The following is a 25845-nucleotide window of genomic DNA, read 5'->3' on the forward strand; positions in this document are numbered from 1 at the left end:
CTCATCATATTACTCTTACTAAAAGTAAGCAAATATTTATACTCGGTCTGAGTTTAAAATAAAAAAGTGTCACTCACAAGGAGGTCGAGACAAAAGTGTTTCTTACTTTGGTCCCACGCTCGCTTCACTTGAGTTACACTCTTTTAAACAAAAGAATCCAGTTAAATAGCAAGTAGCAGTACTTTTTTTGAATGCTAGTCGATTCTATTCATTCAGGTTCCAAACAAATTGTTGGACCAGTCGATCCACTTCCTGGTTTTCATGAAGCATACTGTGTGCAGCATTTTCTCCTTCGACAACCTTTTCCTCAACTGGATTTCCATTTTGCTTGAGTAAAGCATACACTGCCAAGGCACTACTCAATGGAACAGTGCCATCACTAGCATCCGTTTCACTCAATTGTCCACCAACTAGCAAGAATTGGGTAGTTGTAGGAACATTGCCTATCAGTTGTTGGTAATCTTGGTACCGACTAGTTGTCACAGCTGGGCCATTTTTCAGCATATCATTTAAGCTTTGGGTACTATTTTCTTCAAATTCATTAAACGGCGCCCCTAATGCCACAAACTTTTGGACTTGTGGTAACGATTTATCTTGGCCATAAGTAGCAAGATAACGCAGACCGCTGACTCCTCCCATGGAGTGACCAACGATATTTACTTTATCGATGCCATAGGTAGATTGTAGATATGTTAGACACGCTTTGATCCATTCAGTTTGATTCCATTCATTGTTTTTATTATCTGCAAATAATACTTGGACGATCGGATTGTCCGCTTTCTTTGTTAATTCTCCATCAGCCTGTACTTGACCATTGACATCAACCGTCAATGTCAACTCTTTTTGTGCGCTATCTTCTAATCGCTGGATCATTCCTTTAAAGGAGTTGACGGTTCCACTATAGCCATGGAGAAACAGCGTAGGTGTAGTCGTTTTTTCAATTTCTTCTTCTGTTGTTTGTGTTGTTTCTGCCTTCTTTGTTCCAGTGGTTGGCTCATTGGTTGCTTTAGACTGACAGCCAGCCAGCAAAACCATCCCTAATCCAATCAAAAAACTGGTCATTATAAATTTACGCCATTTTGTCATGATCTGTCCTCCTACTAATGAATAACAAAAAAAAGACGAAAAGAGTTGAGTAACAATCTTTCCGTCTTACTTGTTGCTCCGGCGATATGCTTTTTTTAAAACACTTCTAGCAACGTATTAATCGATTTTGTCTACTTGATCAAAATCAAGTTCTGTACTTGTTTCACGACCAAACATATCGATATTCACTTTTAATTTTTCTTTTTCTTCATCTACTTCTGTTACTTGACCTTCTAGTCCAGCAAAAGCACCTTCGATGATCTTGACTACTTCGCCTACTTCGATTTCTAAATCATTTTGACGTAAGCTCATACCGATTGAACGCAAGATATGGTTCACTTCTTCTGGCAATAGTGGCGCTGGTTTGCTTCCTGCACCATGAGAACCAACAAATCCAGTTACACCCGGTGTATTACGAACGACATACCAAGAAGCATCCGACATGATCATTTCTACTAATACATAACCTGGGAATGTTTTATGAACGATTTCTTTTTCTTTACCGTTCTTTACTTCTGTTTCAGTTTCTTCTGGAACAACTACACGGAAAATAAAGTCAGCCATTTTCATACTTTGCGCACGAGATTCGATGTTTGCTTTTACTTTGTTTTCATATCCTGAGTATGTATGCAATACATACCAATTTTTTTCAAAAGATTCCATTAAGGGCTCCTCATTTCATTGTAAAATAAAAAAACCCCAGTTGCCCGAAGTTTTTCCTTCAACCTGATTATAGCACTATTTTGCGATTTTTACTAGCGCCTTATTTTAATAAGAAAGCAAATAAACTTTGGATTGCTGTATCCATAACGAAAAACATCACACCAAAAATAATCGACGTTTCGATAACTACCAATGTATCTTTACGTAATTGCTTACGAGATGGCCATGTTACTTGTTTCATTTCTGCTTTGACACTTTTTAGAAACTTCATCCTTTATCCTCCTGTGTTCTATTTTGTTTCTTTATGTAATGTGTATTGATTACAATATTTACAAAATTTATTGATCTCCAAACGTTCGCCGCTTTTTCCTTCACTGATTGATTTTGTGTAGTTTCTAGAACCGCAAACGGAACAAGCTAATGCTGCTTTTTTCTTTGCCATTCGTTGTCCCCCCTTACTGAAAATCAAAATTATACACTTTTACAGTATCATGGAAAAGTTTTTCTGTCAATTCGCATTTAAACGGTCTATTGTTTTGCAATTAATTATGATATGATTAATTTGAAATGAAGTAAAAATGAGATATATGGAGGTAAAATTATGCTATTAAAAACACTTGTATATAAGAAAAAAGATTTAACAACTGTTACTGAGACCAGCACTTTAGAAGAAGCATTAGAGATTTTAGAAAGTTCTGGCTATCGTTGCGTGCCGATCTTAGATGCTTCTGGAAATATTTTCCGTGGAAATATTTATAAGATGCACATCTATCGCCATAAAGCTAACGGCGGGGATATGACACTACCAGTTACACATCTATTGAAGAATGCCACAAAATTCATCTATTTAGACACATCTTTCTTTAAAGTATTTTTCACGATCAAAGAGCTACCTTATATCGCCGTACTTGATAATGAAAATCACTTCTATGGAATTTTGACACATAGTACCTTGTTGACTATGCTCTCACAATCATGGAGTGTCGAACAAGGTAGCTACGTGTTAACGATTGCGTCTACTGGTAAACAAGGCGATTTAGCAACGATCTCAAAAATCATCTCTAAATACAGCAGTATTGCCAGCTGTATTACACTTGATATCGAAAAGGATGAATTCATCCGTCGTACACTGATCACTTTGCCTGCTGACACAGACGAAAAAGTATGTGAAACGATTGTTAACCAACTTGAAAAGAAAAACTATAAAGTAATCGAGATCGAAAATCTACAACACGCAGAATAAGCTTCGATAAACAGATAATTAGCCAAACAGAACTAGAGAGTGGGACAAAAGTAAGAAACACTTTTGTCCCACTCTTTAAAAACGAATAAACGGTGGGAGCAGAAGCAACTCCTTCGGAAATAAGCCGAAATTAACAAAAATTTGAAAAGCAATTTTCGTTAATTTCTTCTTATTTCTCGGAGTTAAACACTTCTGTCCCAACCTCTATCTTTATATAAACTATTTTCAACTCGCTCTTCCTATACGCGATTTTTAAAATCTAATGCCCGGTCTAAATAATACATCAATGGTGCTGACACAGCCATGATGATACACTCGCTTGCTGCTAATGTGCCATAAGTCGTCCAAAAGGCCTTGCCGCCTGTTGGTACTAACATGTACGCAATCAATCCCATGCTGATCGTAAAGAAGAGCGTATTCAGTGCTAAACGTACTTTTACATTTTTGATTTTATTTTGCAAAATTGCTGTTAAGCCTAAAGAAATCAATGTTTGTCCGCCACCGAAAATAACGTCTAGTATTCCAAAGCCAAAGAATGCGTTATAGATGATGACTCCTCCTAGTACACCCCAGAGTAATTTCCGATTAAAAACCACTAAATGATTCAAACTTTCAGAGATTCGAAATTGGATTGGTCCAGATGATACTGGTGCAACTAAAATCGTTAACGCTAAATATAAAGCCATGATGATCCCATTCACTACGACGACCATTAGTCGTTTTTGTTCCTGTGTCTTTTGCATAATATAAGCCCTCATTTCTCCTAGTTTTTTTAACGCGGGATGGTTGATGAACCGCGGTTATCTTAAACAAAGAATCATTATAGCAGACAATCTATAGATTTAAAACCATAGAATTCTTTGAATTAAAATAGTATCTAAAGAATGAATGTAAACGTTTGCCAAAACAAAGGAATTATGCTATAAAATAGGTGTAAGAGGCATAAGGATTCCCAGTAGCGCAGACGAAGCAGGTTCTGCAAGAAAAGAATTGTTGTGTATCTAAAAAAGAAAAAAGGAAGTGGGAGTTTGAATAACCTCTTACCTGAACAAGATCTAGCAAGCAGCTGAAGAACTAAGTGGACATATCGAACCTTAGATTTCTTCTCCGTTTCAAACGAACGGATCGAGCGCTTGCTAGATTTTTTTATTTTTTTGAAATCTGTTCTTTTTCATTTCTGCACTCCTCTGCTATAATAACCAAGAATAAAAACATATGATTTGTTTTTTCTCTTTTTAAAATAAATTTTGATATTCAACAATGAATATTTCAGTCGCTAACCATTGGAGCGTTAAGCGAAAAATTGAGAAGTTCTCTGATTTTATGATTGAGTCTATAGCCAGCTCAACTTCTGAAATGTTTCGCAGGAGGCAAAAATGAAGTTTCATTATTATTTATTGATCAACCAAGCGGCTGGAAGCGGCTCTGGTAAAAAGGTAGCGGACAAGATCATCCCGCTATTTGCTGAAAAGAATCTGACCTATTCTGTTTATTATAGTAAGTGGAAAGGCCATGATGCCCAAATCGCTGAGGAATTAGCAGAAGATACGCTGAAAGAATGGACTGAAGAAACCAGTGAGCAAGAAGCTCCTTTTCCTTTACTTGTAATTGTCGGCGGTGATGGAACACTGCACCAAGTATTGAATACTTTTCACCAACTGAAAGTTAATTTTCCTGTTGCATATATCCCTGCCGGTTCTGGTAATGATTTTGCTAGAGGTATCGGATTATCAAGGAATGCTGTAAAAGCATTAGAAAATGTGCTTGCTGCAACTGAACCTCAGGAAATCAATCTATTAAGCTATGAAGAAAAAATCAGCGATAGACAAGGAGTTGTCGTAAATAATTTTGGGATTGGTTTGGATGCGGCAATCGTGCATGCGACAAATCATTCGAATGCGAAAACACAATTGAACAAGTATAAATTAGGATCGCTTTCTTATATTTTTTCGATCTTGCGTGTTTTCTTTGTTCAAAAAGGATTCCCTATTTTAGTAGAAACTAGTGGAAAACAGGTCAGTTTTGAAAAAGCTTTTTTATGTACAGCAACGAATCACCCATACTTTGGAGGCGGTGTAGCCATCGCTCCCACCGCTGACATTGCCAAACCAACGATTGATTTTGTTGTCGTGGAGCGGATCAATCTATTCAAGATCCTGTGGATTGCTCTTTTACTGACACAAAAAAAGCAACTCCATTCTAAAAATTTTCACCACTTTACCACTAGTAAATTGCGTATCGTTTCGACTACATCACAATATGGTCAAGAAGATGGTGAAGACACTGAGAAGCAACCGTTCGATCTACAGTTGTCCACAAAAAAACAACTATTTTGGTGTAATTTAACGCTTTGATAGGCATATAGTTATAAGAGCAAGGAGCGTAGGATAATAGTCCTTCTTAAAAAGAAAAGGTTCTATAATATTTTGTGTTGGTGGAAATCGAAATCGATTTTCTACCAACACTTTTTCTTTGTTTCAATCCAAAAAAAGACTCACATTTGGTAAAATTTAGTCGACAAAAACATTACCCTACCAAAGGAGTCTCTCTATGGATAATCATATTAGAAAATTACTCGGATTAACAGATAAACATTCATTTTTTTGATGAAAAATGGATGACTCGCCTTCCCATTGCGAACACTGCGAATTGGTTCTCATTATCCGCAACGATTCATATACGACACGCACAGAACACGCCGCATGTCGGACTAAGTTTTATCCAAATTTGTCTCCACCAACACAATTTGACGAAGAGCCCATTTTTAACCAAATAAACAGAACAGAAAGAGGTTTTCTTCTTTCTGTTCTGTCCAAATTATTCTAAGATTTCTCTTTACCAACATCATTTGACAAAGAGCCGACAAAAATCAGAAAAAACCTGATTTTTGTCCCGCTCGCTTTCTATTTTTAAGGTTTTACGTTTTCCATACCAATCATTGGATCAATCAGTTGTTTTTCAATTGCTTCTGTTGTCAGAATATACGTCTGAGGTAATCGAGTCGTTTCTGTTTCCTTTTCTCCATCTTTCATCTGCTCTTTTGTTTCTTCAACCGATGAGAATAGATTAACATTACGTTCCTTTTCCTGGACAGACTCTTCTTGTTCGTTGTGCTCATTCTTTTCAGTTGGTGTCTTGGCTATTTCACCCACGCTAGTGTATGAACCATCCTCAAACGGATCACTTCCACTCAATGAGTCCTCGTAAGCTACTAGCTTCGTTCGGGTAGCGATCGTCATCTGCTCATTTTCTTCGATTCTTTTTTTCAAGGTTGTCTTTCGGCTCGCTGATTCATTCTTCACACATGTAGCATAAGCGTGTTCTTCCCCTAAAAGTATCAGCAATTCTTTACTTCGAGTGACTGCAGTATAAAGCAAGTTTCTCTGGAGCATACGCTGATATTGGTGAACCATTGGCAAAATGACCATTTTGAATTCGCTACCTTGAGATTTATGGATCGAGCAACAATAAGAGAGCGTGATCTTATTCCACTCATTCCGTTTATACGTGACTTCATTGGCATCAAATTGAATCACCAATTCATCAATCTTATCTTCAGAATCTTTTGCCAACACAATTCCCGTGATTTCTCCCATATCGCCATTAAACACATTTAATTCTGGCGTATTTACTAACTGGAGTACTTTATCTCCGATCCGATAGACTGTATCGTTCCAATGAACTTCTTTGCGTCCATCCCTTCCCGGATTAAAGATATTTTGCATCATCTTATTCAGCGCATCGATTCCTGCTGGACCACGATACATTGGAGCTAATACTTGGATATCTTGTGCAGTAAATCCTTTGTTTTTCGCTTTTTCCACGATCTTCGCAATCAACGGTTCAATCGTATATGCATCACTTCTGAAAAAGGATCGATCCCTCTGATTCTTTGTAAAATCAGCTGGCAATTGTCCTTCTTTGATTTCATGAGCAAGTGGAATAATACTTGAGCCATCTCCTTGACGATAGATCTGATTCAATTCCATTTTAGGAATCTGATCGATTTCCAACAAATCATGCAGAACCTGACCAGGACCTACAGAGGGTAATTGATCTTTATCCCCAACTAAAATAACTTGCATATTTGTAGGAATAGCTTTAAATAAAGTGTTCGCTAACCATGTATCGACCATCGACATTTCATCAATGATCAATAAACCACCCTCCAGCTCTTTCGTACTGACTGTTGGTGATTTTTCACGTCCATTCAATCCAAGCAATCGGTGGATCGTGCTTGCCGGAAGTCCCGTCGTTTCATTCATTCGCTTTGCTGCCCGACCAGTTGGCGCTGCCAACAATATCGGAAAAATTTCCTGTGTATATTTCGTAGGATCTAATTCTAACCCATTCAATTCCGCAAATAAATTGACGATTCCATTGATAACTGTCGTTTTTCCTGTACCGGGTCCTCCAGTTAAAATGAATAATGGCGAACGGACTGCTTCTGAAATAGCCTTTTCTTGGGACTCTCCATATTGGATACCAAAAACTTTTTCGATACGACGAATATTTTTTTTCACTTCTTTTTCTGGATACTTGATTTCTTTTTTTCGACTAAGCAACCGTTGAATCGAATTACCGATCCCCCATTCAGAGAAAAACAAACTGTTCTCATAGAGATTGGTTCCTTCTTGTTGGATCTTTCCCTCTTCGACAAGTTGGATGATCACTGTTGCCACTTGATCTGGTTGAATTTCAATCGGTCGGCTTGTTTCCAAAATCCTGATGGTTTGGCTAAGAAGCATCTCAGCAGGAACATATGTATCGCCAGTTTGAACCGCATGCTGAAAAATTTGGTGTAAGATTGCTGCTCGGATACGTCTTGGAGAATCGGCGGCGATCCCTAGTTGCTCTGCCAAGTTATCTGCACGTTTAAAGCCGATTCCTTCAATATCTTCAACCAGTTGATACGGATTTTCTTGAATGATATCTAGTGCTTCATTTTTATAAGTTTGGTAAATACTAAACGCAAGCTGACTACCAAAACCATAGCGGTTCAGCCCCATGATCACTTGATCCATTCCATGATTCAAGCGAATCGTTTCCGCAATCATTTCTCTTTTTGGCTTAGTCAAACCAGAAATCTGTTTTAGCACTGAAGGATCAGCAATGATTTTTTCAATCGCTTCTTCCCCTAATAATTCAACGATTTTTTCTGCTGTTTTCTTTCCGATACCCGGAAATTTCTCACTAGACAAATAGCCAACAATACCGTTGGCTGTAGTAGGTTTTTCTTGCTCATACCGCTCAACTTTTAGCTGTCTGCCATATTTAGGATGGTCTACTAATTCGCCATAGAACCGATACAACTCATTTTCTTGGACATCTCCAAAGCTTCCAGTCACAACGATTTCTTTTTCGCGATAATCAGCAGTTGTTTCAGTGACCCGAACCAGTAAGACTTTATAAAAATTACTAGGATTTTGATAAAAAATTGCGGCAACTGTGCCAACAAAGTAAGGCATTTCTTCTGGCTGCATTTTGCCGCCTCCTTCAATTATAATAGTGGTTCTGGTTTCGTATCTTTCCCTAAGAAATCGATCTCGTTCCATACTTTTAATTCATAAGGGAGTAAATTATACGGTTCTCCCGTCTCTAAAATCGTAAGACTACTATTGAAGAGTCCGCCCATTTCTCGCAATTGGCTCAATTCTTTTCCCACCATCCATTGAATAGCGGCAGTCAATGATGCGCCATGGCCGACAAAAAGAATCGGTCCCTCGTGTTGTGCGACAGCATCCGCTACTACTGTTTCGATCCGCGTAATCGCAGACTCGATCGCTTCTCCTCTAAAAATGGTAGGATCGTATTTATCGAGATGTTGCCGTAGATTAGGTAGTGTTTCAGGATATTTCTGATACATTTCATCAATTGGCTGGCCTTCTAAATCTCCTAATCCTAGTTCTCTCAACTTATCTGTATAAATGATTTCAACTGGATGGGCTAGCTCTTTATTTATCCCTTCTGCTGTATCACGTGCGCGTTTCGCTGTACTGGAATAGATTACCTTAAACGGCACATATCTCACTTTTTTACCAAAAGCTTTGATTTCTTCATAGCTTTCTGCTAAAAGGGGGGAGTCTCCGTTGCTGCCTTGAAAACGGCGTTCAAGATTCCATTCTGTTTTTCCATGTCTTGTAAAATATAGTTCCATTTGCATCGGACTCCTTGTTGTCACTTTTTAAAAGTAGTGTCTGCTAATTAATAGAATAATGGCTCTGCTGAATAAATAAAATTGCTAGTAAAGGGCATTCCCCTTTTTCCTTGCTTAATGCTTGAGCCAGAACATTTGCTAAATAGCCTCTAGTGTAAACGGCATTTCTCAAATTGCCTCTGCGACATTAAGCCGAAAAAGACAAAATATGAAAAGCTATTTTTCCTTTTTCTTTGCTTAATGCTTGAGCCAGGACATTTGCTAAATAGCCTCTAGTGTAAACGGCATTTCTCAAATTGTCTCTGCGACATTAAGCCGAAAAAGACAAAATATGAAAAGCTATTTTTTCTTTTTCTTTGCTTAATGCTTGAGCCAGGACATTTGCTAAATAGCCTCTAGTCTAGCTTATCATTTTCATAGTGATGTGTTAACTCTAAATTTGGAAATCCTTGTTGTCGCAATGCTTCGTAGACGATCATTGCCGCAGTATTTGACAGATTCAATGAACGGACATGTTCATCATTCATCGGGATTCTTAAACATTTTTCTTCATTTTCACGCATGAATTCTTCTGGCAAGCCCGTTGTTTCTTTCCCAAATAAGAAGAAGTGTTCTTCTCCATCTGCAAAATTTTCATCACTGTATACCTTATGGGCAAATTTTGAAATCAAATGAAGTTTTCGATCACCTAGATAAGACAAAAAAGCGTCCAAATTAGGATGGTACGTGATGTTCACGTCATTCCAGTAATCTAATCCAGCACGTTTCAAATGTTTATCATCTGTTGAAAATCCTAGAGGTTCAATCAAGTGGAGTGGTGTATTCGTTGCAGCACAAGTCCTTGCAATATTTCCAGTATTGGCAGGGATCAATGGTTCAAATAAAACGATATGGTTCATAAGGATCAATCCTCTCATCTATATGTTAGTTCATTACTCTCTTTATTTTGGCATAAAAAAAAACGTATCAACTCGGTGTCAGTCACTGCGAGTCGTTACGTTAGTGAAGCTCTTCTCACTAACTTTTATCAGAACAGGAACCTGATAAAAACCAATGAAAAAACAACTTGTGGCTACTATACCACCTATAAACTCTTTTTGCAACCTTTCAAAAACAATATTTCTATTGGAATCGTTTTCTCTTATTTCCTTTTAATAATTCTACATCAATTGTAATTTTTTTCAAAGGATCCCGCGCTAATTGCTCTTTTATCGCTGGGCTGACCTGCCATTCTAAAGGTGACATCGCTAAGAGATCTTGCTGATTTTTTTCAGGTATCTCAAATTCATATGTCACACGTTGACGTCCAACTAACTCCAGAGAATCAGCGAATTTGGCTACTACTCGCTCATTTGAATACTGTTGTTTTTCTGGTTGATCCGGATAAAAAGCTTGTCGAAGTTCTTTTAGATAATTTTCTTGAGGGACGATTTTTAAGATTTCTCCATCATCGGCCAGTACCCGTTGGAATTCTTGGTAATGAGAAGGTGAAAAGATATTCAAGATCGTATTGAATTGCTGATCTTCAAAAGGAAGATTCGTCAAATCTGCCACACACCAAAATGCAGAGATAGGATGCTCTGTTGCTGCGTACACCCCTTCTTTTGAAATATCAAAACCCACAGCGCGGTTTAACGGATGTAGCTGGTCGAGAACGGACAAAAAGCTTCCCTCTCCACATCCAACATCTAACACATCTGCCTCTTGAGGCAATTCTTGTGCTAATAATTCGAGAACCGGCTGATACATTCCAGATTGGATCATTCTGCGCCTAGGTTCGAACATTCCTTGATCATATTCTGTCTTCACAGCATGGGATAAGAAATATAGCGTGCCTTTTTTGGAGAGATCGAAATGATGGTTCTGCTGACACACCAAACCATTATTCGTTGTTTCAATCTTTGTGTGACACAGCGGACAACGAAATAGTCCTTTATTCTCCAGCAAAAACTGGCGTCCTTTGTCGATTTTTTTTAACATTTTCCCGCTCATTTCTCGTTTCAAATAGTAAACGTTGATTTTACACTTTCATCTTACCGTTAGAACAAAACTTTAGCAACTACAAAAAATATGTTACAATCTCCATGACTAAGGCGAATATAAAGGAGCAAGAAAATGATCAAAGAATTTTGCGCAGAGAACTATACAGCGATCCCTTTAGCAATCTCAAGAGGAGCAAACCGTATTGAACTATGTGACAACTTAGCTGTTGGAGGAACAACTCCCAGCACAGGTGTCATTGAGGAAGCGTTAAGTTACGCAGGGGAAAAGGAAATACCGGTTATGACGATCATCCGTCCGCGTGGAGGCGACTTCGTCTATAACGATATCGAATTAAAAATCATGCATACCGATTTGATTGAAGCAAAAAAATTAGGAACTGATGGTGTCGTTTTGGGCTGTTTAACTCCTTCTGGCTGGATCGACGAAGAAGCAATGGAATTATTGCTTGAAACAGCGGAAGGATTACAGACTACTTTCCATATGGCATTTGATAGTATCCCTAAAGATCGCCAGTTTGCAGCAATTGACTGGTTAGCAGAACATGGTGTTGATCGTATTCTGACTCATGGTGGCGATGCAAGTGACCCAATTGAAGCTCATTTTGATCATCTCAAACAATTGATTGCTCACGCTGATGGACGCTTGATCATTCTTCCCGGCGGAAAAGTCAATTATAAAAATGCCGAATCTGTAGCAACGGAGCTAGGTGTTACTGAAGTCCACGGCACAAAAATCGTACCATTAGACTAAAAAAACGAGCGTGGGACAAAAGTAAGAAACACTTTTGTCCCACGCTTTAAAAACGAATAAACGGTGGGAGCAGAAGCAACCCCGAGAAATAAGCCGAAATTCACAAAAATTTGAAAAGCAATTTTCATGAATTCCTTCTTATTTCTCGGGGTTAAACACTTCTGTCCCAACCTCGTTTTTTGATTCATTCCATGATTGTCTGTTTATATAAATGGCATTCTAGTCATTTCACTTCGGGCATTCATCAAAATACTTTGAACAGAATCATTTCTACATAAAATATCCCATAAATAATGAAGCGATATTGAAATAAATCAATACACTTGTCAAATCACTCAATGTTGTGATGAATGGTCCACTTGCAACTGCCGGATCAAAGCCAAGTCGGTCCATCAACATAGGGATCAGACTACCTGCTAAGTTGGCAACCGTAATCGCAAACAACATTGCGATCCCTATAACAAAACCCAGAATAAAATTGTGTTTCCAAAATCCAACGATCAAGAAAATCGTTAATCCGGTAATAGCTCCAGTCACTAGTCCAGTTAATACCTCTGCCAAGATCAAACGAACAAACCCATGATCTTTTTCATCTGAGATAGCTAATCGCCTTACAGCAACCGCCAAGGACTGTGTACCAGCATTTCCAGCTGTACCAGTGATCAGTGAAATAAAGACAGCTAGAATACTTGCTTCACTGACTAAATCTTCATAATGACTGATAAGTGAAGCTGTTGACATCCCTAGAAAAAGAAGCGTAACTAACCATGGCAAACGCCTGGAAGCTGCCTTAACAGGGTTCTCATTGATTTCCTCTACGTTGACCCCTGCTAAACCAGAATAGTCACTCGCTGCTTCATCATCAATAACATCAATGATATCATCGACTGTAACGATCCCTAATAGATGATCATCATAATCTGTTACTGGTAATGCCAGAAAGTCATAGTCACGGAAAGTTTGAGCGACATCTTCTTGGTCATCACCTACATGAACAGACAAGACCCGTTCACTCATGAGGTCAGAAATCATCGTGTCATCATCATTCACAATCAAATCACGTAAAGAAATAACACCAACTAACTGGCCTTCTTGATTGACTACATAGATATAGTAAATCGTTTCTGCAACATCTGCTTCATTTTTCAACACGTACATTGCAGAACGTACGGTTTGATTAGCAACGATCGAAACAAACTCAGTGGTCATGATCGCACCGGCTGTTTCATCTTCGTAATGCAGCAATTCTTTGATCTCGCTGGCATCATCTGTCGACATCAAGCTTAAATATTTCGCGATTTGTTTTTTATCTAGTGTATTCAATAAGTCGACGGCATTATCCGTATACATTTCTGACAACATTTCCGCTGCATAACTCGGACGCATTTCGTCTAAATACTCTTTCATGTGCTCATTGTCTTCTTCGATCACATCGAACATATCCGCTAATTCTTTAGGAGACAAATACGTGTAGATCAGTTGGCGATCTTCTTCGTTAAGGGATTGATAAAATTGCCCCTGCTCATAAATATGCATCTCCAAGAAGCTGTTTCTAAATTCCTGAATATTATTCTCTCTCAAATCCTGAGATAACTGGGCAAATCTTTCCTCTAATTCTTGATTTTCATCCAAACCAATCTCACCTCACCTTAATCTTCAAACCGTTGAACGATAGCTGCCATGTCCTGTGCCAAAGGCTGCTTAAATTCTAATAATTTTTGTGTGAAAGGATGATAAAAGCGTAGATCATAGCAATGCAATGCTTGCCGTTCAATACCTAGATCCATTCGTCCGCCATACATTTCGTCACCTAAAAGGGCACAACCAATCTCAGAAAAATGAACTCTGATCTGATGGGTTCTTCCAGTATGCAACTGAATATCCACCAATGCAATTTCAGAGTCTCTTTTTTCTAACCAGTATTCGGTTTGCGCACTTCGACCATCGACATGGACCTGACGCTTCAACAATGATGAATAGTCCCGGGCAATGGGTAAATCGATCCAACCATGTTCCTTTAAATCATCTAAACTTCCACTAATAAGTGCTTGATATTTTTTGATAAACTTTTTTTCCCTAAGCTGAACGTCTAATTTCGCATGTGCAAAACCATGTCTTGCAAACAGCATCAACCCAGAGGTATCGCGGTCAAGCCTCGTGACAACATGAACGACCTGATCCTCATAACCTTGTCGCTTATAGTATGCTTTTACGCGATTCGCCATAGTTCCATTCGGGTGGTATTGTGCTGGAATCGAAGAAATACCAGCTGGTTTATTGACCACCAGAAGATGCTCATCTTCATATATAATGTCAATCGGTGTCTCATCTAAGAGTACCGTTTCATGCTCACCTTCAGCAGGAATCACAATGGTTACCTTATCATTGTCTGAAAGAGAAAACAAGACATTTTCTCTTTTGTCATTTACTTTGATCGTTCCACCTTGAAACTTTATTTTAGCTAGCAAACCTTTAGAAATACCTTTTTCTTTTAAAAAGTATTTTAATTGCTGTGGCTGCTCTTTTTCATATCTCCATTCAAATTCCATACTACCCCTCACCAATAAAGGCATCTTTTACACGATGCCAAAAATGCATATGACGATACGACGCAAAATGGATCCGTTCTTTCGCGATTCGATAGTAGATGGAACGGATATTTGATTCTGCAATATCGAGTTGATCGACCGTCACAAGATAGTCTTCTGTATTTTCAAGTTTTATTTCTACCCACTCATCCTGTGCGATAACCATCGGTGAGCCTAATGTTCGAAACACTCGGTTGTTCAATGAAGCAATTTCTGCTAATTGAAAGGCATTGATACTTGGATGGATCACAGCGCCACCAATACTTTTATTATACGCTGTTGAACCAGTAGGCGTTGAAACAGCTAGACCGTCTCCTCGAAAACTTTCAAAAAGTTCGTTTTTAATGTAGACATCTGCTACCATCGTTCGATTGGAGCGCTTGATCGTCGACTCATTCAACGCAAAATAATGTTGATCTGGCTTGTCATCTACGTAGCTGATACGGACATCCAACAAGGGATAACTGACACTCTGCTCACGATTGGTCTGCAAGCTGTCCACAAGTTCTTCTAATTCGTAATCTCGCCAATCGGTATAAAAACCCAAGTGTCCGGTATGCACACCTAAAAAACGGACATCGTTCAACAGATGCGTATACCGATGAAAAGCCGATAGTAAGGTGCCATCTCCACCAACAGAGATCACTAACTCTGGCTGTTGTTCATCTGTTTGGATCCCCGCTTGTTCCAAAAGATGCTTCAATCGCTCAGTTACTTCTAAGGTTTTGCTTTCTTGATTATGAACGATCGCTACCTTCATCTTTTGCCTCCTCTTTCAGCTTTTCTCTGGTGAGTAATGTCCGATAATAGATATCATCCGATTTTCCTCTGCCATGAGAAAATAGGCGTTGCGCCTCTTGGATTTCTTCTCGTATATTCGACATCTCTTCATCTAGTTGGTAGGCTGCTTCTGCCGCCCGTTGAAGTCGTTCACTCATTTCTTCTGGAAATACGCCTTGGTATTTATAGTTTAATGAATGTTCGATCGTTGCCCAAAAATTCATTGCTAATGTCCGAATTTGAATTTCAGCGAGTATTTTCTTTTCGCCACTGATCAATTGGACTGGATACTCGATGACCAAATGATAAGAACGATAGCCACTTGCTTTTTTATTCGTGATATAGTCTCTTTCTTGGATAACCTTCATGTCTTTACGATTACGAATGATCTCTACCACTTGATGGATATCTTCAACAAATTGACACATGATCCTCAAACCAGCAATATCCGACATTTCTTCTTCTAAACGTCCCATGGGGATATGTCGTAACTGTGATTTTGTGACGATGCTGTCAACCGGCTTCACTCTTCCCGTCACAAATTCAATCGGAACATGACGATTCTGTTCTCTGAATTGTTTACGGATCCCACGTAGTTTTACTTTTAATTCTGATACTGTTTGCTCATATGGTGCTAAAAATTCTTCCCAGTCTCGTTCCATAGCTGATCCCTCTACTTCATTAACATTCTTTTTCATTTTACCATATAAATGTAGTTTTTTTGTACCTCTCGCCTTTTTGTATTGACCAAAAAAGAAATTTTAGGCAGAATAGATAAAAGGAGTGTTACATATGTCTAAAATGTTAGAGATCGAATATAAATCTATGTTAACTGAAAAAGAATACAATCAGTTGATCCAACACTATCAATTAGAACCAAAAGATTTTACCGTCCAAACAAATATTTATTTTGATACACCTGATTTTCAATTGGCGAAAAAAAATTGTGGGCTGCGTATCCGCCTTTTAGATACATATGCAGAATATACGTTAAAAACTCCTGAAGTAGCAGGTCGGCTTGAAACAACCGATACATTGACAATGGAAAAGGTCGATTCCTACTTGAATCAACATGTTCTACCTACATCAGGGGCTGTCTTTCAGAAACTTTCTGAATTAAACATCGATCCAAAACTATTGATCGAAACTGGAAAATTAACGACTAAACGTGCAGAATTCAAAGTAGCAGAAGGTCTTTTAGCGATTGACCAAAGCTTTGGAGAAAATCTACATGACTTTGAATTAGAACTGGAGGTCGCTGACGCTACTGTTGGAAAAATAGCTTTTGAACAGTTTTTAGAAGCCCATTTTTTACCTTATCGTCCAGCAAAAAATAAGATCCAGCGCATGATTGAATCTAAAGATTAAAATTCTATCATTTTCACAAGGCACTTGAGTTCATTTTTTATCATTTTTCTGTTAAGTTATAGGTTGTGAATGAAAGAATTCACTAGTTGTATAGAATCTATTTTGGGGGAGATTCATATGATCGAAATTTATCTATTTGTTAATCCTTTGGGGAAACGCTGCTTTAAATTAGAACAACAATTGTTACAATTTATTGGCGAAGAATACGGAAAAAAATCGAAAGACAAGATGCAATTTCGCTTTCTTCCACTAGTTAATTTGCAGACAATTGGGGATGTCATGCAAAGTAACGGAATTTCTCAAAAAAATCTAACCGAACGGAACCAACTATTTTCAATGACTTACTCTGCTGCATTAGATTGTAAAGCCGCATAGTTCCAAGGAAAGAAAAAGGGACGGCAGTTCTTGATCAAATTGCAAGAAGCAGTAGGTTGTAGAAAGTTACCATATTCTCCAGCGCTTGCTGAATCCCTCTTTGCCGAAATCGGAGGCGATCTAAAAATGTTCAAAGAAGATCGTCAATCAGAATTTGTCAAAGAAGCCTTTTTCTCCGATCAAAAAATTGCTCGTGAGATGGGAATCACTAAGCATCCTTCAGCTGTAGTATATAACTACTCCTGTGAACACGACTTTGGTGTATTAATCGAAGGTTCTAATACCGTTCGACGTATCAAAGAAATTTGTAAAACAAAAGATGACTCTTATCAAGTTTTCGATGGTGAACATTTACATACAAATGCTTCTCGATTAAACTCAGGAAATAGCCATTTATATTTACTTTCTAATTAAAAGTTGTGTGTTGAATAGACTATTGCGAAGATCCTTTCGTGGTAGTCTATTTTTTGTTCAAAAATGGCTTATTTTGTTTCCCAGTCGCTTGTTTAGGTGATGACACGAAAAAAAGCAATGAACATCATCATGGGGTGCCCACAAGTTGTCATCACTTGATTTCTAGCTACAAATACACTCTTTTAAACAAAAAAATCGACCAAGTTTCTAATTCAAGATTCTTGGTCGACTATTTCTGTACTATTGTCGTTATTGTAGATTTTGGTTCAATTTGTTGAGAAATACTCTTCGCTTACTTAGCTAACATTTCAACGATCGTACGATCAAATTCAGGTAGATCATCTGGATTACGACTAGTTACTAATTGTTTATCCACTACTACTGCTTCATCTTTCACTACGGCTCCGGCATAACCAATATCTGGTCGAACGGTGTCATAGGCAGTCATCGTACGCCCTTTTGTTAAGCCTGTCTGGATGAACAATTGTGGTGCGTGACAGATTGCAAATAATGGTTGATCATTTTTTAAGAAATAAGAAACAAAATCAACGAATCGTTGATCTGCTCGTAGTTGATCCGGTGAAAATCCCCCTGGTATCAATAGCGCGTCAAAGTCTTCAGGAGACACTTCATCGATGCTTTTTTCAATCGTAAATTCAGTTCCTTTTTTCCCTTTGATCGTTTGATTTGCCTCAAATCCAATCAAAGTAACAGAATGACCTGCTTTTTCCAAAGCTTCCTTTGGTGATGATAATTCTACATCTTCCACCAAATCAGTAACGATTGCTGCAACTTTTTTTGTCATTTATCCTCTTCCTTTCTTATCGCTTAATTCAAGCCTAAAGGAATTGAAGAAAGTGTGCAACTAATCTGTTTATACTAATAGTAATAGGGTGTAATAAAGCATTCTGACCGAATCGTCCTTTGTTTATTGTGCTGGTTTCACTTGATTGATTTGATACACTGGGTATTGACCAATCAAATGTACTGGAAATTGTTGCTCTTGGAGTAAGCTTATCGCTTCTTGTAATTCTTTTGCTTGTGCTTTGACTGCTACGTCGATCACAAAAAAGTATTCCCCTAACTGCGTTTTTTGCGGACGAGATTCGATTTTTGTCAAATTCAATTGTTTCTGGGCGAAAACAGCTAATACCTGATACAGTGCCCCCGGACGATTTTCTGGCAGATCAACAAATAACGTTGCTTTATAATCGACTGCCTCTAGATTTGAGGCGCTTGGTTTTGAACCAAGTAGCCAAAAACGAGTTTCATTATTCACGATCGTCTGGATATCTTTTTGAACGACAACGAGTCCAAACTCTTCTGCTGCAGATAACGGGCCAATTGCCGCTAATGCTTGCTCAGGATGGTTTGCTACTTGTTGCGCGCCTTGAGCGGTTGAACCAACTTGTTCGATCTCGACTTTTGGAAAATGAGTTCTTAGAAAAAGCTGTGACTGTGCCAACGCCTGGGGATGACTACAGATTTTTTTTGTCTGTCTCCACTCTTTTTGTCGCTCTTTGTGAACCATCAATTGTTGACGAATCGGAAGAATGATTTCCCCTTGAATAGAAGGCAACGTTTCATAGACATGATCTAATGTCGGCAGGACAGAGCCTTCGATTGAATTTTCGATGGGCACCATCGCATAAGTTATTTCCTGATTCAGCTGTGCATCGATCAAATCAATCAACGAGTCATACGATATCCACTCACCATTTTTAAAATAGCTAGTTACTGCACTATAAGTAAATGATCCCTTCGGACCTAAATAACCGATTTTCATCATCATCCAACCTGCTTTATGATTTCTTTTACGATTTCTTCTGGCGTTTTTGCAGTTGTCTCAATCGTTAGTTTTGCTAATTTTTCATACATTTTTTCTCGTGTTGCCAATATCGTTTTTAGCTTCTGATCGCTATTTTCTACAGCCAAAGGACGAATATTGTCTTTGTCTTGCCGTATACGGTCGATCAGAATTTCTGCTTGTCCTTTTAAATAGATCACGAACTGATCTTGCAATACTTTTTGATTCTCTTTTTGTAAGATCACACCACCACCAGTTGCGATAATGGCATCATTACTTAATGCTTCTTTTAATAAAGCGGTCTCCTGCTCCCGAAAAGCTGCTTCACCAAACTCCGTGAAATAATGATTGATAGAACACCCCAAACGAGCCACCAACACTTCATCCATGTCGATCACGGGTTGCTCCAAGCAAGCGGCTAATTTTTTACTGATTGTCGTCTTGCCAGCACCCATGAAGCCAATCAAAACAATAGCCGTCATGCTTGCTCCTCCTTGATCAGTTGTGCAAGATCCTGAAAGAATGCTGGATAAGAAATATTTACCGCTTCTGGATTTTCCAGCTCCACAGGTTCCTCTGTCAATAAAGCTGCAATCTGCAACATCATACCGATTCTGTGATCCCCATGACTGTCGACTTTTGCCCCATGCAAAGGCGTAGGGCCATGGATAATCAATCCGTCATCTGTCGCCTCGATCGAAGCACCCATCTTCGTTAGTTCCGCGGCAGTGGCATCGATCCGATTCGTTTCTTTAACTTTAAGTTCCTGCGCATCTTTGATTATTGTGGTGCCATTTGCCTGAGTTGCTGCTAAAGCGATGACTGGTAATTCATCGATCAATCGCGGAATGATTTCTCCTTTAATCTCACAGGCATTCAATGTAGCCGAACGAACGATCAGATCAGCAGCTTGATTTTTTTCATCTTCATGAATTTGTTCGATTGTTGCACCCATTTGTTTCAACACATCAATGATTCCTGTACGTGTCGGGTTGATACCGACTTGTTTAAGGATAACTTCACTGTTTGGCAAGATACTTGCAGCGACTAGATAAAATGCAGCAGAAGAAATATCTCCTGGGACTGTTACTTCTTGACCGCTAAGAGTTTGTCCACCTTTCAAAGTGATCACTCGGTCCTCTATGTCGATTTGTCCACCAAATTGTTTGATCATTTCTTCTGTATGATTCCTTGATTTTTCTTTCTCGATGATTTTCGTTGTCCCTTTTGCTTGTAACGCTGCAAAGAGAATGGCCGATTTTACTTGTGCACTCGCAATCGGCATCTGGTACTCAATTCCATGTAATGCATGACCAGATACTCTTAGTGGCGGAAACTCGGCATGTTCGATTCCCTGTAATTCAGCTCCCATCTCTCGAAGTGGTTTCATCACACGTTCCATGGGACGGCGATTTAACGAAGCGTCGCCAGCGATTTCAGAAGTAAAGTCACTTCCTGCCAAGATGCCTAAGACAAGACGCATCGTTGTCCCTGAATTTCCTGCATCTAATCGAGTAGCAGGGGCTGTCAATCCGCTAAATCCTTTGCCATCAATATAGATCTTTTCATTTTTTTCTGTGATGGTGACGCCCAATTGTCTGAATACAGCAATCGTGCTCAAGCAATCCTCTGCTTTTAAGAAATTGTTCACGATTGTTTGCCCCTGACTAATCGCACCAAACATGATACTGCGGTGAGAAATCGATTTGTCAGCAGGAATGGTTAATTCCCCATTGATGCCATGTTTTGTGGTCAATAACTTCATTCACTCAACTCCTTACCCGACAATGAAAATTTTCTGCTTCTATCAACGCTTTTCCTTTTAGCAAGTCGGCTTGATTTTTAAATGACAATTCTAATACGCCAAAAACATCTTCCCTTGTTTCCTGGATCTTTAAATTGATGATCGAAATGCTTGCATGACTCAAAGAAGTAGTGACTTTTGCTACTGCCCCAGCGATATCGGGGATATCGACGTACAGATCATAAAAGGCAGGGATTGCTCCTTGTTTTTTCTGTGGTAGATGATCCCTGGTCTGTTTTGCTTGTGTAAAAAAATCATAAACAGCTTGCTGATTATTAGCTGCTAATTCATTTTTCAGATTTCCCATAGATATTTGCCAGTTTTCCAGCAATTTCAATAAAATCTCTTGATTCGTGATCAAAATATCTGTCCACATCTTAGGATCAGAAGAGGCAATCCGAGTAATATCTTTAAAACCGCCAGCTGCAAGTTGCGAAGCACGTGGATATTTTTGACTTAGCGTTTCACATGCCTGCACTAAGCCAGCTGCAACGATATGTGGTAGATGACTCAATACGCCAACGATTTCATCATGGCTAGAAGCATCCAAGTCGACAAACTTCGCTCTCGTTGGCTGCAGAAGCTCTTTTAATTCGTCAATACGATCACTCTCAAGGTCATTCGTAAAGATATAATATGCTTCTTCAAACAAATTAGGGTTGCCCGCTCGAACACCGGACTTATGCGACCCCGCCATTGGATGGCCACCAATAAATGTAAATGGTAAGTCTTTTGCTAATTCCATTACTTTTGCTTTCGTGCTTCCTGTATCACTCACTAACACCGAATTTTTAAGAGGAAGATTTGCCAATATTTTCAGATATTCCAGACTGACTTGAACAGGTACAGCCAGCAAGATGATATCCATCTCACTTGCTACTTCAATCCCAGAAACGACCTGATCCACTAGTTGGACTTCTTTGGCTATTTCCCTTGTTTCCTCTGAATAATCCCAGCCGTAAAGAGTGACATTGGGCCCTTTGATTGCCCGGCACAATGATGCACCGATCAATCCTAACCCTATTACCAATACTTTTTTCATGGTTGCCTCCATTAAAATTCTTGGATCATTTGTCGATGGTCATTAACTGCCTTTTTCAGCTCAGTTAGATTATCTGCCGGAAAATGGTCGAGTATTTCCATAGCTAAAGTTGTAGCAATCACGTGTTCTGCAACCACGGATGCTGCTGGGACAGCTGTGCTATCCGAACGTTCAACGCTTGCTTTATAAGGTTCTTTTGTATCAATATCCACACTCATCAATGGTTTGTACAAAGTCGGGATAGGCTTCATGACTCCTCGAACAATGATCTGCTCTCCGTTAGTCATCCCACCTTCAAAGCCACCTAAGTGATTGCTTGCTCTTTGATAGCCGTTTGTTTGATTCCACGTGATTTCATCCATCACTTTTGATCCTGGACGAAAAGCCGACTCGAAACCGATCCCAAACTCTACCCCTTTAAATGCATTGATACTTAACATCGCTTGTGCTAATTTCCCATCTAGTTTTTTATCCCATTGGACATAGCTGCCTAACCCAGCTGGTACGTTCTCCACTCGAACTTCTACAATACCACCTAAAGTGTCTCCAGCTTTCTTGGTTTCATCAATCAGTGTTTTGACTTGGTCCTCAATGGTCAAATCAACCATGTTGACTTCTGATATCGCTGTTTTTTCTTTGATTTCAGCGACCGAAAGTGTCATCGGTACTTCTGCCTTGATCCCGCCCAAAACAGCAACATGACTCGCAATCTCGATATCCAGTGCGGCTAAAAGCTGCTTCGACAAAGCCCCAATAGCGACACGCATCGTTGTCTCTCTGGCAGAAGAACGTTCCAATACATTTCTAAGATCACGATGTTGGTATTTCATACCACCAACTAGATCTGCATGCCCTGGACGTGGTTTTGCCACACGACGTAATTGTTCATCTTTCTCAGAAACCGGTTCTACAGACATCACCGTTTGCCAATTTTTCCAATCGCGATTCTCAACGATCATCGTGATGGGAGAACCCAATGTTTTGCCATGACGGATACCTGACGTAAGTTGTACTTGATCTTTCTCGATCTTCATTCGCCCGCCTCGGCCGTATCCTCCTTGACGTCTTGCAAGTTCCTGATTGATTTGGTCGACTGATATCGCCAGACCAGCTGGCACACCTTCGATAATCGCAGTTAGTTGTGGTCCATGAGACTCTCCTGCAGTTAAGTAACGCATCTAATCACCTTCTTTTAAATAGTCGTTCATCTCTTTGATTGGTATCGTCTGCACCTTCGCTTGACCGATCTTCTCTAATAAAATGATTTTCAAATTTTGTCCACGTGCTTTTTTATCATGTGTGATTGCTTGGAACAATTCATCTTCTTGCCAAGGTGTATAAGCAGTCGGTAAATGATATTTTTGATTCATTGCAATGATTTGTGCGGTGATTCCTTCTGGCATTTCTCGTCTTGCTTCTGCTTTCCGACTGATTTGGACCATCCCGATTGCTACCGCTTCTCCATGGCTGATTTTCCCATATCCCGCGGTATTCTCGATGGCATGACCAATCGTATGTCCAAAGTTTAGTAGCAAACGACTGCCATTATCATATTGATCTTCTTCAACTACTTTTTTCTTTACACGTAAAGCTTTTTCAATGACCGCTTCACTATGTGCCACTAAATCAGCGATACCTGTATAAGCAGCTAAATCATCCCATAAACTTTTATCACTGATTGCTCCACACTTGATGATTTCTGCAATGCCTTCTTGGATTCGTTTTTCAGGAAGTGTCTGCAATGTTTCTGGATCAATCAGCACCCCATCTGGCTGCGCAAATGTCCCGATCATATTCTTCGCTTTTGGTCCATTCACTGCTGTTTTTCCACCGATACTGGAGTCAACTTGTGCCAACAAAGAAGTCGGTATTTGGACAAAGGCGATCCCCCGCATATAAGTAGATGCGACGAAGCCAGCTAGATCGCCGACTACGCCTCCCCCTAATGCGATGATCCCATCACTTCTAGTGAATTGTTCTTCCGCTAGAAAATCATAGAGCACAGCTGCCATTTCAAGGGATTTACTTTTTTCACCAGCCGGTACCACATAGTGGACTACTTCATAGGTTGCTTCCAATTGTTTTTGAATCTGTTCTCCATAAATCGGAAATACATTTGTATCGCTGATGATAGCAATTTTTTTATTTCCCCATAAACCACCGATCCATTCGGAGATTTGTTCGAGAGAATTTCGCTTAATGACAATCTCATAGCTTTTTTCTGGTAAGACAACTTCTAACATTTTCCGCTCCTCTTTTCTATAAAGCGTTGATCTCTTTCATTGCTTCCACTAAAATATCTACTTCCTTCATCATCTTCAAGTAGTTCTTTTCATTCAATGATTGTTGTCCATCTGACCAAGCATGAAGAGGATCTGGATGGATCTCTACGATCATTCCATCAGCACCACTTGCGACACCAGCTCTAGCCATTGGAGAAACAAGATCCCAAACCCCTGTACCGTGACTTGGATCAACAATGATCGGGAAGTGGCTTAATTTTTTGATGATTGGGACAGCGCTCAAGTCAAAGGTATTTCGCGTCGCACGCTCGTAAGTACGGATACCACGTTCAATGAAGATGACGTTGAAATTATTTTGGACAGCAATGTATTCTGCTGCATTTAACCACTCTTCAATTGTACCTGAAATTCCTCGTTTCAAGCCAATTGGTTTACCTGTTTTACCAACAGCCTCTAACAAACGGAAGTTTTGCATGTTGCGGGCACCAATCTGAATGATGTCTGCGTATTCGCAAACAACGTCGATATGTGCTTCATCCATTACTTCGGTGATGACTTTCATACCGTAATGATCCGCTGCTTTACGCATCATCTTCAATCCTTCTACACCCAATCCTTGGAAAGCGTAAGGTGAAGTTCTTGGTTTGTATGCACCACCACGTAAAATTTTTGCACCACCAGCTTTTGCCATGCGTGCCGTTTCCATGATTTGTTCTTCTCCTTCAACGGAACAAGGTCCAGCCATTGTCACAAAACTACCGTCACCGATTTTGACCCCGTCCACATCAACGATCGTATCTTGTGGATGAAATTCACGTGAAGTTAATTTATACGTGTTTGAGATAGGTACTGCTCGTTCCACAATGTCGTATCTTTCAAAAGGAACATCATGGATAACTTTTGGATCGCCTAAAAGTCCTAGAACAAAGCGATCTTTTCCATGATTGATTTGGACATCTAGCCCCTCTTCTTTAATACGTGAAATAACGGGTAGTAACTCATTTTCTTTGATACCTGGTTTAATAATCAAAATCATAAAATAACATCCTCTGCTCTTTATTTTTTAGTTTACAATTGCTTCATGGCTTTTTTATTCAATAGAATCGATAGATATTCAGTTTGCTTTCTAACGACCTACATGTTCGCTTCTCTTTGCTCCTCCTTTATGTATTAAAAAAGCCCACCGTAGAAAATCTACAGTGGGCCATGAATAAATCAAAGAAAAAAGCCACTATAGATTTTTCATCTATGCGGCGAGCAAGTCATCTCAAACATCCTTAGCCATCATAGATACAAACAAGCGCTGATGTTTGTACCCATAACCTCATGAATACAAACCTATCTAAAATAGCTAAAGTAATAATTATTCAGTTGTGTACATAGGGTCATTTTCATAAAAAACCGCTCCAAACTGATTTAAGATTGAACTTAGTATAGATTTGTTTCTGAAAGATGTCAATATCTTTTTCATGATTTTCTTTTTTATTTTTCAATCTAGAGAATATACGAACAAATCCAGCT

General features: G+C 39.2%; 25 protein-coding genes, 2 pseudogenes and 1 riboswitch. Of the genes and pseudogenes, 6 read left to right on the forward strand and 21 right to left on the reverse strand.

The window, feature by feature from the left end; translation table 11 throughout:
* Positions 1–204: 204 nt before the first annotated feature.
* From FGQ66_RS04240 to rpmG, 4 genes are all read right to left on the reverse strand, one after another.
* The gene (locus FGQ66_RS04240) at positions 205–1086 is read right to left on the reverse strand and encodes an alpha/beta fold hydrolase (protein ID WP_138301789.1); all 882 of its coding nucleotides are present in this window, start codon (positions 1084–1086) and stop codon (positions 205–207) included.
* A 117-nt stretch (positions 1087–1203) separates the two neighbouring features.
* Positions 1204–1749, reverse strand: coding sequence for a transcription termination/antitermination protein NusG (gene nusG / locus FGQ66_RS04245; RefSeq protein ID WP_005878994.1), 546 nt, complete (start codon positions 1747–1749; stop codon positions 1204–1206).
* Positions 1750–1849: 100 nt separating this feature from the next.
* Entirely contained in the window at positions 1850–2020 is a 171-nt protein-coding gene (gene secE / locus FGQ66_RS04250; RefSeq protein WP_005878996.1) for a preprotein translocase subunit SecE, read from the reverse strand.
* 18 nt (positions 2021–2038) lie between these two features.
* Positions 2039–2191, reverse strand: coding sequence for a 50S ribosomal protein L33 (rpmG, locus tag FGQ66_RS04255; protein ID WP_005878997.1), 153 nt, complete (start codon positions 2189–2191; stop codon positions 2039–2041).
* Between the two features lie 159 nt (positions 2192–2350).
* Between rpmG and cbpA the strand changes: the two genes are divergently transcribed.
* Positions 2351–2992: a cyclic di-AMP binding protein CbpA gene (gene cbpA, locus FGQ66_RS04260; RefSeq protein ID WP_005878998.1), complete on the forward strand. Its 642-nt coding sequence runs from the start codon at positions 2351–2353 to the stop codon at positions 2990–2992.
* Positions 2993–3231: 239 nt separating this feature from the next.
* Here the strand turns inward: cbpA and FGQ66_RS04265 are convergent, their stop codons facing one another.
* On the reverse strand, positions 3232–3735 hold the full coding sequence (locus FGQ66_RS04265; protein WP_104660430.1) for a QueT transporter family protein: 504 nt from the start codon (positions 3733–3735) through the stop codon (positions 3232–3234).
* Between the two features lie 14 nt (positions 3736–3749).
* A riboswitch (PreQ1 riboswitch) is annotated at positions 3750–3796 on the reverse strand.
* A 572-nt stretch (positions 3797–4368) separates the two neighbouring features.
* On the opposite strand from FGQ66_RS04265, the gene FGQ66_RS04270 reads away from it, so the two are divergent.
* Both FGQ66_RS04270 and FGQ66_RS04275 read left to right on the forward strand, forming a co-directional pair.
* Positions 4369–5346, forward strand: coding sequence for a diacylglycerol/lipid kinase family protein (locus FGQ66_RS04270; protein WP_138301791.1), 978 nt, complete (start codon positions 4369–4371; stop codon positions 5344–5346).
* Between the two features lie 196 nt (positions 5347–5542).
* A pseudogene (locus FGQ66_RS04275) lies at positions 5543–5707 on the forward strand (ISL3 family transposase); the annotation flags it as partial.
* A 194-nt stretch (positions 5708–5901) separates the two neighbouring features.
* Here FGQ66_RS04275 and recD2 read toward each other — a convergent pair.
* The 4 genes from recD2 to FGQ66_RS04295 all read right to left on the reverse strand — a co-directional run bounded on the left by recD2 (position 5902) and on the right by FGQ66_RS04295 (position 11129).
* Positions 5902–8475: an SF1B family DNA helicase RecD2 gene (gene recD2 / locus FGQ66_RS04280; protein WP_113846280.1), complete on the reverse strand. Its 2574-nt coding sequence runs from the start codon at positions 8473–8475 to the stop codon at positions 5902–5904.
* Positions 8476–8492: 17 nt separating this feature from the next.
* Complete coding sequence (locus FGQ66_RS04285) at positions 8493–9149, reverse strand: histidine phosphatase family protein (RefSeq protein WP_113846281.1); 657 nt, start codon at positions 9147–9149, stop codon at positions 8493–8495.
* Positions 9150–9544: 395 nt separating this feature from the next.
* Positions 9545–10048, reverse strand: coding sequence for a tRNA (uridine(34)/cytosine(34)/5-carboxymethylaminomethyluridine(34)-2'-O)-methyltransferase TrmL (gene trmL / locus FGQ66_RS04290; protein WP_005879005.1), 504 nt, complete (start codon positions 10046–10048; stop codon positions 9545–9547).
* Between the two features lie 223 nt (positions 10049–10271).
* The gene (locus tag FGQ66_RS04295) at positions 10272–11129 is read right to left on the reverse strand and encodes a methyltransferase domain-containing protein (RefSeq protein ID WP_113846282.1); all 858 of its coding nucleotides are present in this window, start codon (positions 11127–11129) and stop codon (positions 10272–10274) included.
* A 135-nt stretch (positions 11130–11264) separates the two neighbouring features.
* Here FGQ66_RS04295 and FGQ66_RS04300 point away from each other — a divergent pair, with 135 nt between their 5' ends.
* Positions 11265–11903 carry a copper homeostasis protein CutC gene (locus tag FGQ66_RS04300; protein ID WP_113846283.1) on the forward strand — a complete coding sequence of 213 codons (639 nt, stop codon included), beginning with the start codon at positions 11265–11267 and terminating at the stop codon, positions 11901–11903.
* A gap of 270 nt (positions 11904–12173) precedes the next feature.
* Here FGQ66_RS04300 and mgtE read toward each other — a convergent pair whose 3' ends face one another.
* From mgtE to yjbM, 4 genes are read right to left on the reverse strand one after another with little or no spacing between them, the layout of a single operon-like run.
* The gene (gene mgtE / locus FGQ66_RS04305; RefSeq protein ID WP_081134051.1) at positions 12174–13535 is read right to left on the reverse strand and encodes a magnesium transporter; all 1362 of its coding nucleotides are present in this window, start codon (positions 13533–13535) and stop codon (positions 12174–12176) included.
* 17 nt (positions 13536–13552) lie between these two features.
* A complete protein-coding gene (locus tag FGQ66_RS04310; protein ID WP_005879009.1) occupies positions 13553–14452 on the reverse strand; it encodes an RluA family pseudouridine synthase in 900 nt (299 codons plus the stop codon).
* A 1-nt stretch (position 14453) separates the two neighbouring features.
* Entirely contained in the window at positions 14454–15251 is a 798-nt protein-coding gene (locus FGQ66_RS04315; RefSeq protein WP_005879010.1) for an NAD kinase, read from the reverse strand.
* Complete coding sequence (yjbM, locus tag FGQ66_RS04320; protein ID WP_005879011.1) at positions 15229–15933, reverse strand: GTP diphosphokinase; 705 nt, start codon at positions 15931–15933, stop codon at positions 15229–15231. Before yjbM ends, FGQ66_RS04315 begins: the two co-directional genes overlap by 23 nt.
* A 130-nt stretch (positions 15934–16063) precedes the next feature.
* Between yjbM and FGQ66_RS04325 the strand changes: the two genes are divergently transcribed.
* Positions 16064–16639: a CYTH domain-containing protein gene (locus FGQ66_RS04325; RefSeq protein WP_113846284.1), complete on the forward strand. Its 576-nt coding sequence runs from the start codon at positions 16064–16066 to the stop codon at positions 16637–16639.
* Positions 16640–16756: 117 nt separating this feature from the next.
* Positions 16757–17428: pseudogene (locus tag FGQ66_RS04330) on the forward strand (ClpXP adapter SpxH family protein).
* Between the two features lie 292 nt (positions 17429–17720).
* Here the strand turns inward: FGQ66_RS04330 and FGQ66_RS04335 are convergent.
* The 8 genes from FGQ66_RS04335 to aroF all read right to left on the reverse strand — a co-directional run bounded on the left by FGQ66_RS04335 (position 17721) and on the right by aroF (position 25360).
* A complete protein-coding gene (locus FGQ66_RS04335; RefSeq protein ID WP_005879014.1) occupies positions 17721–18233 on the reverse strand; it encodes a type 1 glutamine amidotransferase domain-containing protein in 513 nt (170 codons plus the stop codon).
* 123 nt (positions 18234–18356) lie between these two features.
* Entirely contained in the window at positions 18357–19214 is an 858-nt protein-coding gene (gene pheA, locus FGQ66_RS04340; RefSeq protein WP_171024560.1) for a prephenate dehydratase, read from the reverse strand.
* Positions 19215–19216: 2 nt separating this feature from the next.
* Positions 19217–19717, reverse strand: a complete 501-nt coding sequence (locus tag FGQ66_RS04345) for a shikimate kinase (RefSeq protein ID WP_104660416.1) — start codon at positions 19715–19717, stop codon at positions 19217–19219.
* On the reverse strand, positions 19714–21000 hold the full coding sequence (aroA, locus tag FGQ66_RS04350; RefSeq protein ID WP_081134046.1) for a 3-phosphoshikimate 1-carboxyvinyltransferase: 1287 nt from the start codon (positions 20998–21000) through the stop codon (positions 19714–19716). The genes FGQ66_RS04345 and aroA overlap by 4 nt, the downstream gene beginning before the upstream one ends.
* Positions 21001–21004: 4 nt before the next feature.
* Complete coding sequence (locus FGQ66_RS04355; RefSeq protein ID WP_138301795.1) at positions 21005–22081, reverse strand: prephenate dehydrogenase; 1077 nt, start codon at positions 22079–22081, stop codon at positions 21005–21007.
* 11 nt (positions 22082–22092) lie between these two features.
* A complete protein-coding gene (gene aroC / locus FGQ66_RS04360; protein ID WP_016177880.1) occupies positions 22093–23259 on the reverse strand; it encodes a chorismate synthase in 1167 nt (388 codons plus the stop codon).
* The gene (gene aroB / locus FGQ66_RS04365; protein WP_005879020.1) at positions 23260–24324 is read right to left on the reverse strand and encodes a 3-dehydroquinate synthase; all 1065 of its coding nucleotides are present in this window, start codon (positions 24322–24324) and stop codon (positions 23260–23262) included. It lies immediately after the preceding gene.
* 16 nt (positions 24325–24340) lie between these two features.
* The gene (aroF, locus tag FGQ66_RS04370; protein ID WP_016177879.1) at positions 24341–25360 is read right to left on the reverse strand and encodes a 3-deoxy-7-phosphoheptulonate synthase; all 1020 of its coding nucleotides are present in this window, start codon (positions 25358–25360) and stop codon (positions 24341–24343) included.
* Between the last annotated feature and the right edge of the window lie 485 nt (positions 25361–25845).

Origin of the sequence: Enterococcus sp. BSD2780061688st2 D3 (genome assembly GCF_005844145.1) — a bacterium.
Taxonomy (GTDB): Bacteria; Bacillota; Bacilli; order Lactobacillales; family Enterococcaceae; genus Enterococcus_B; species Enterococcus_B durans.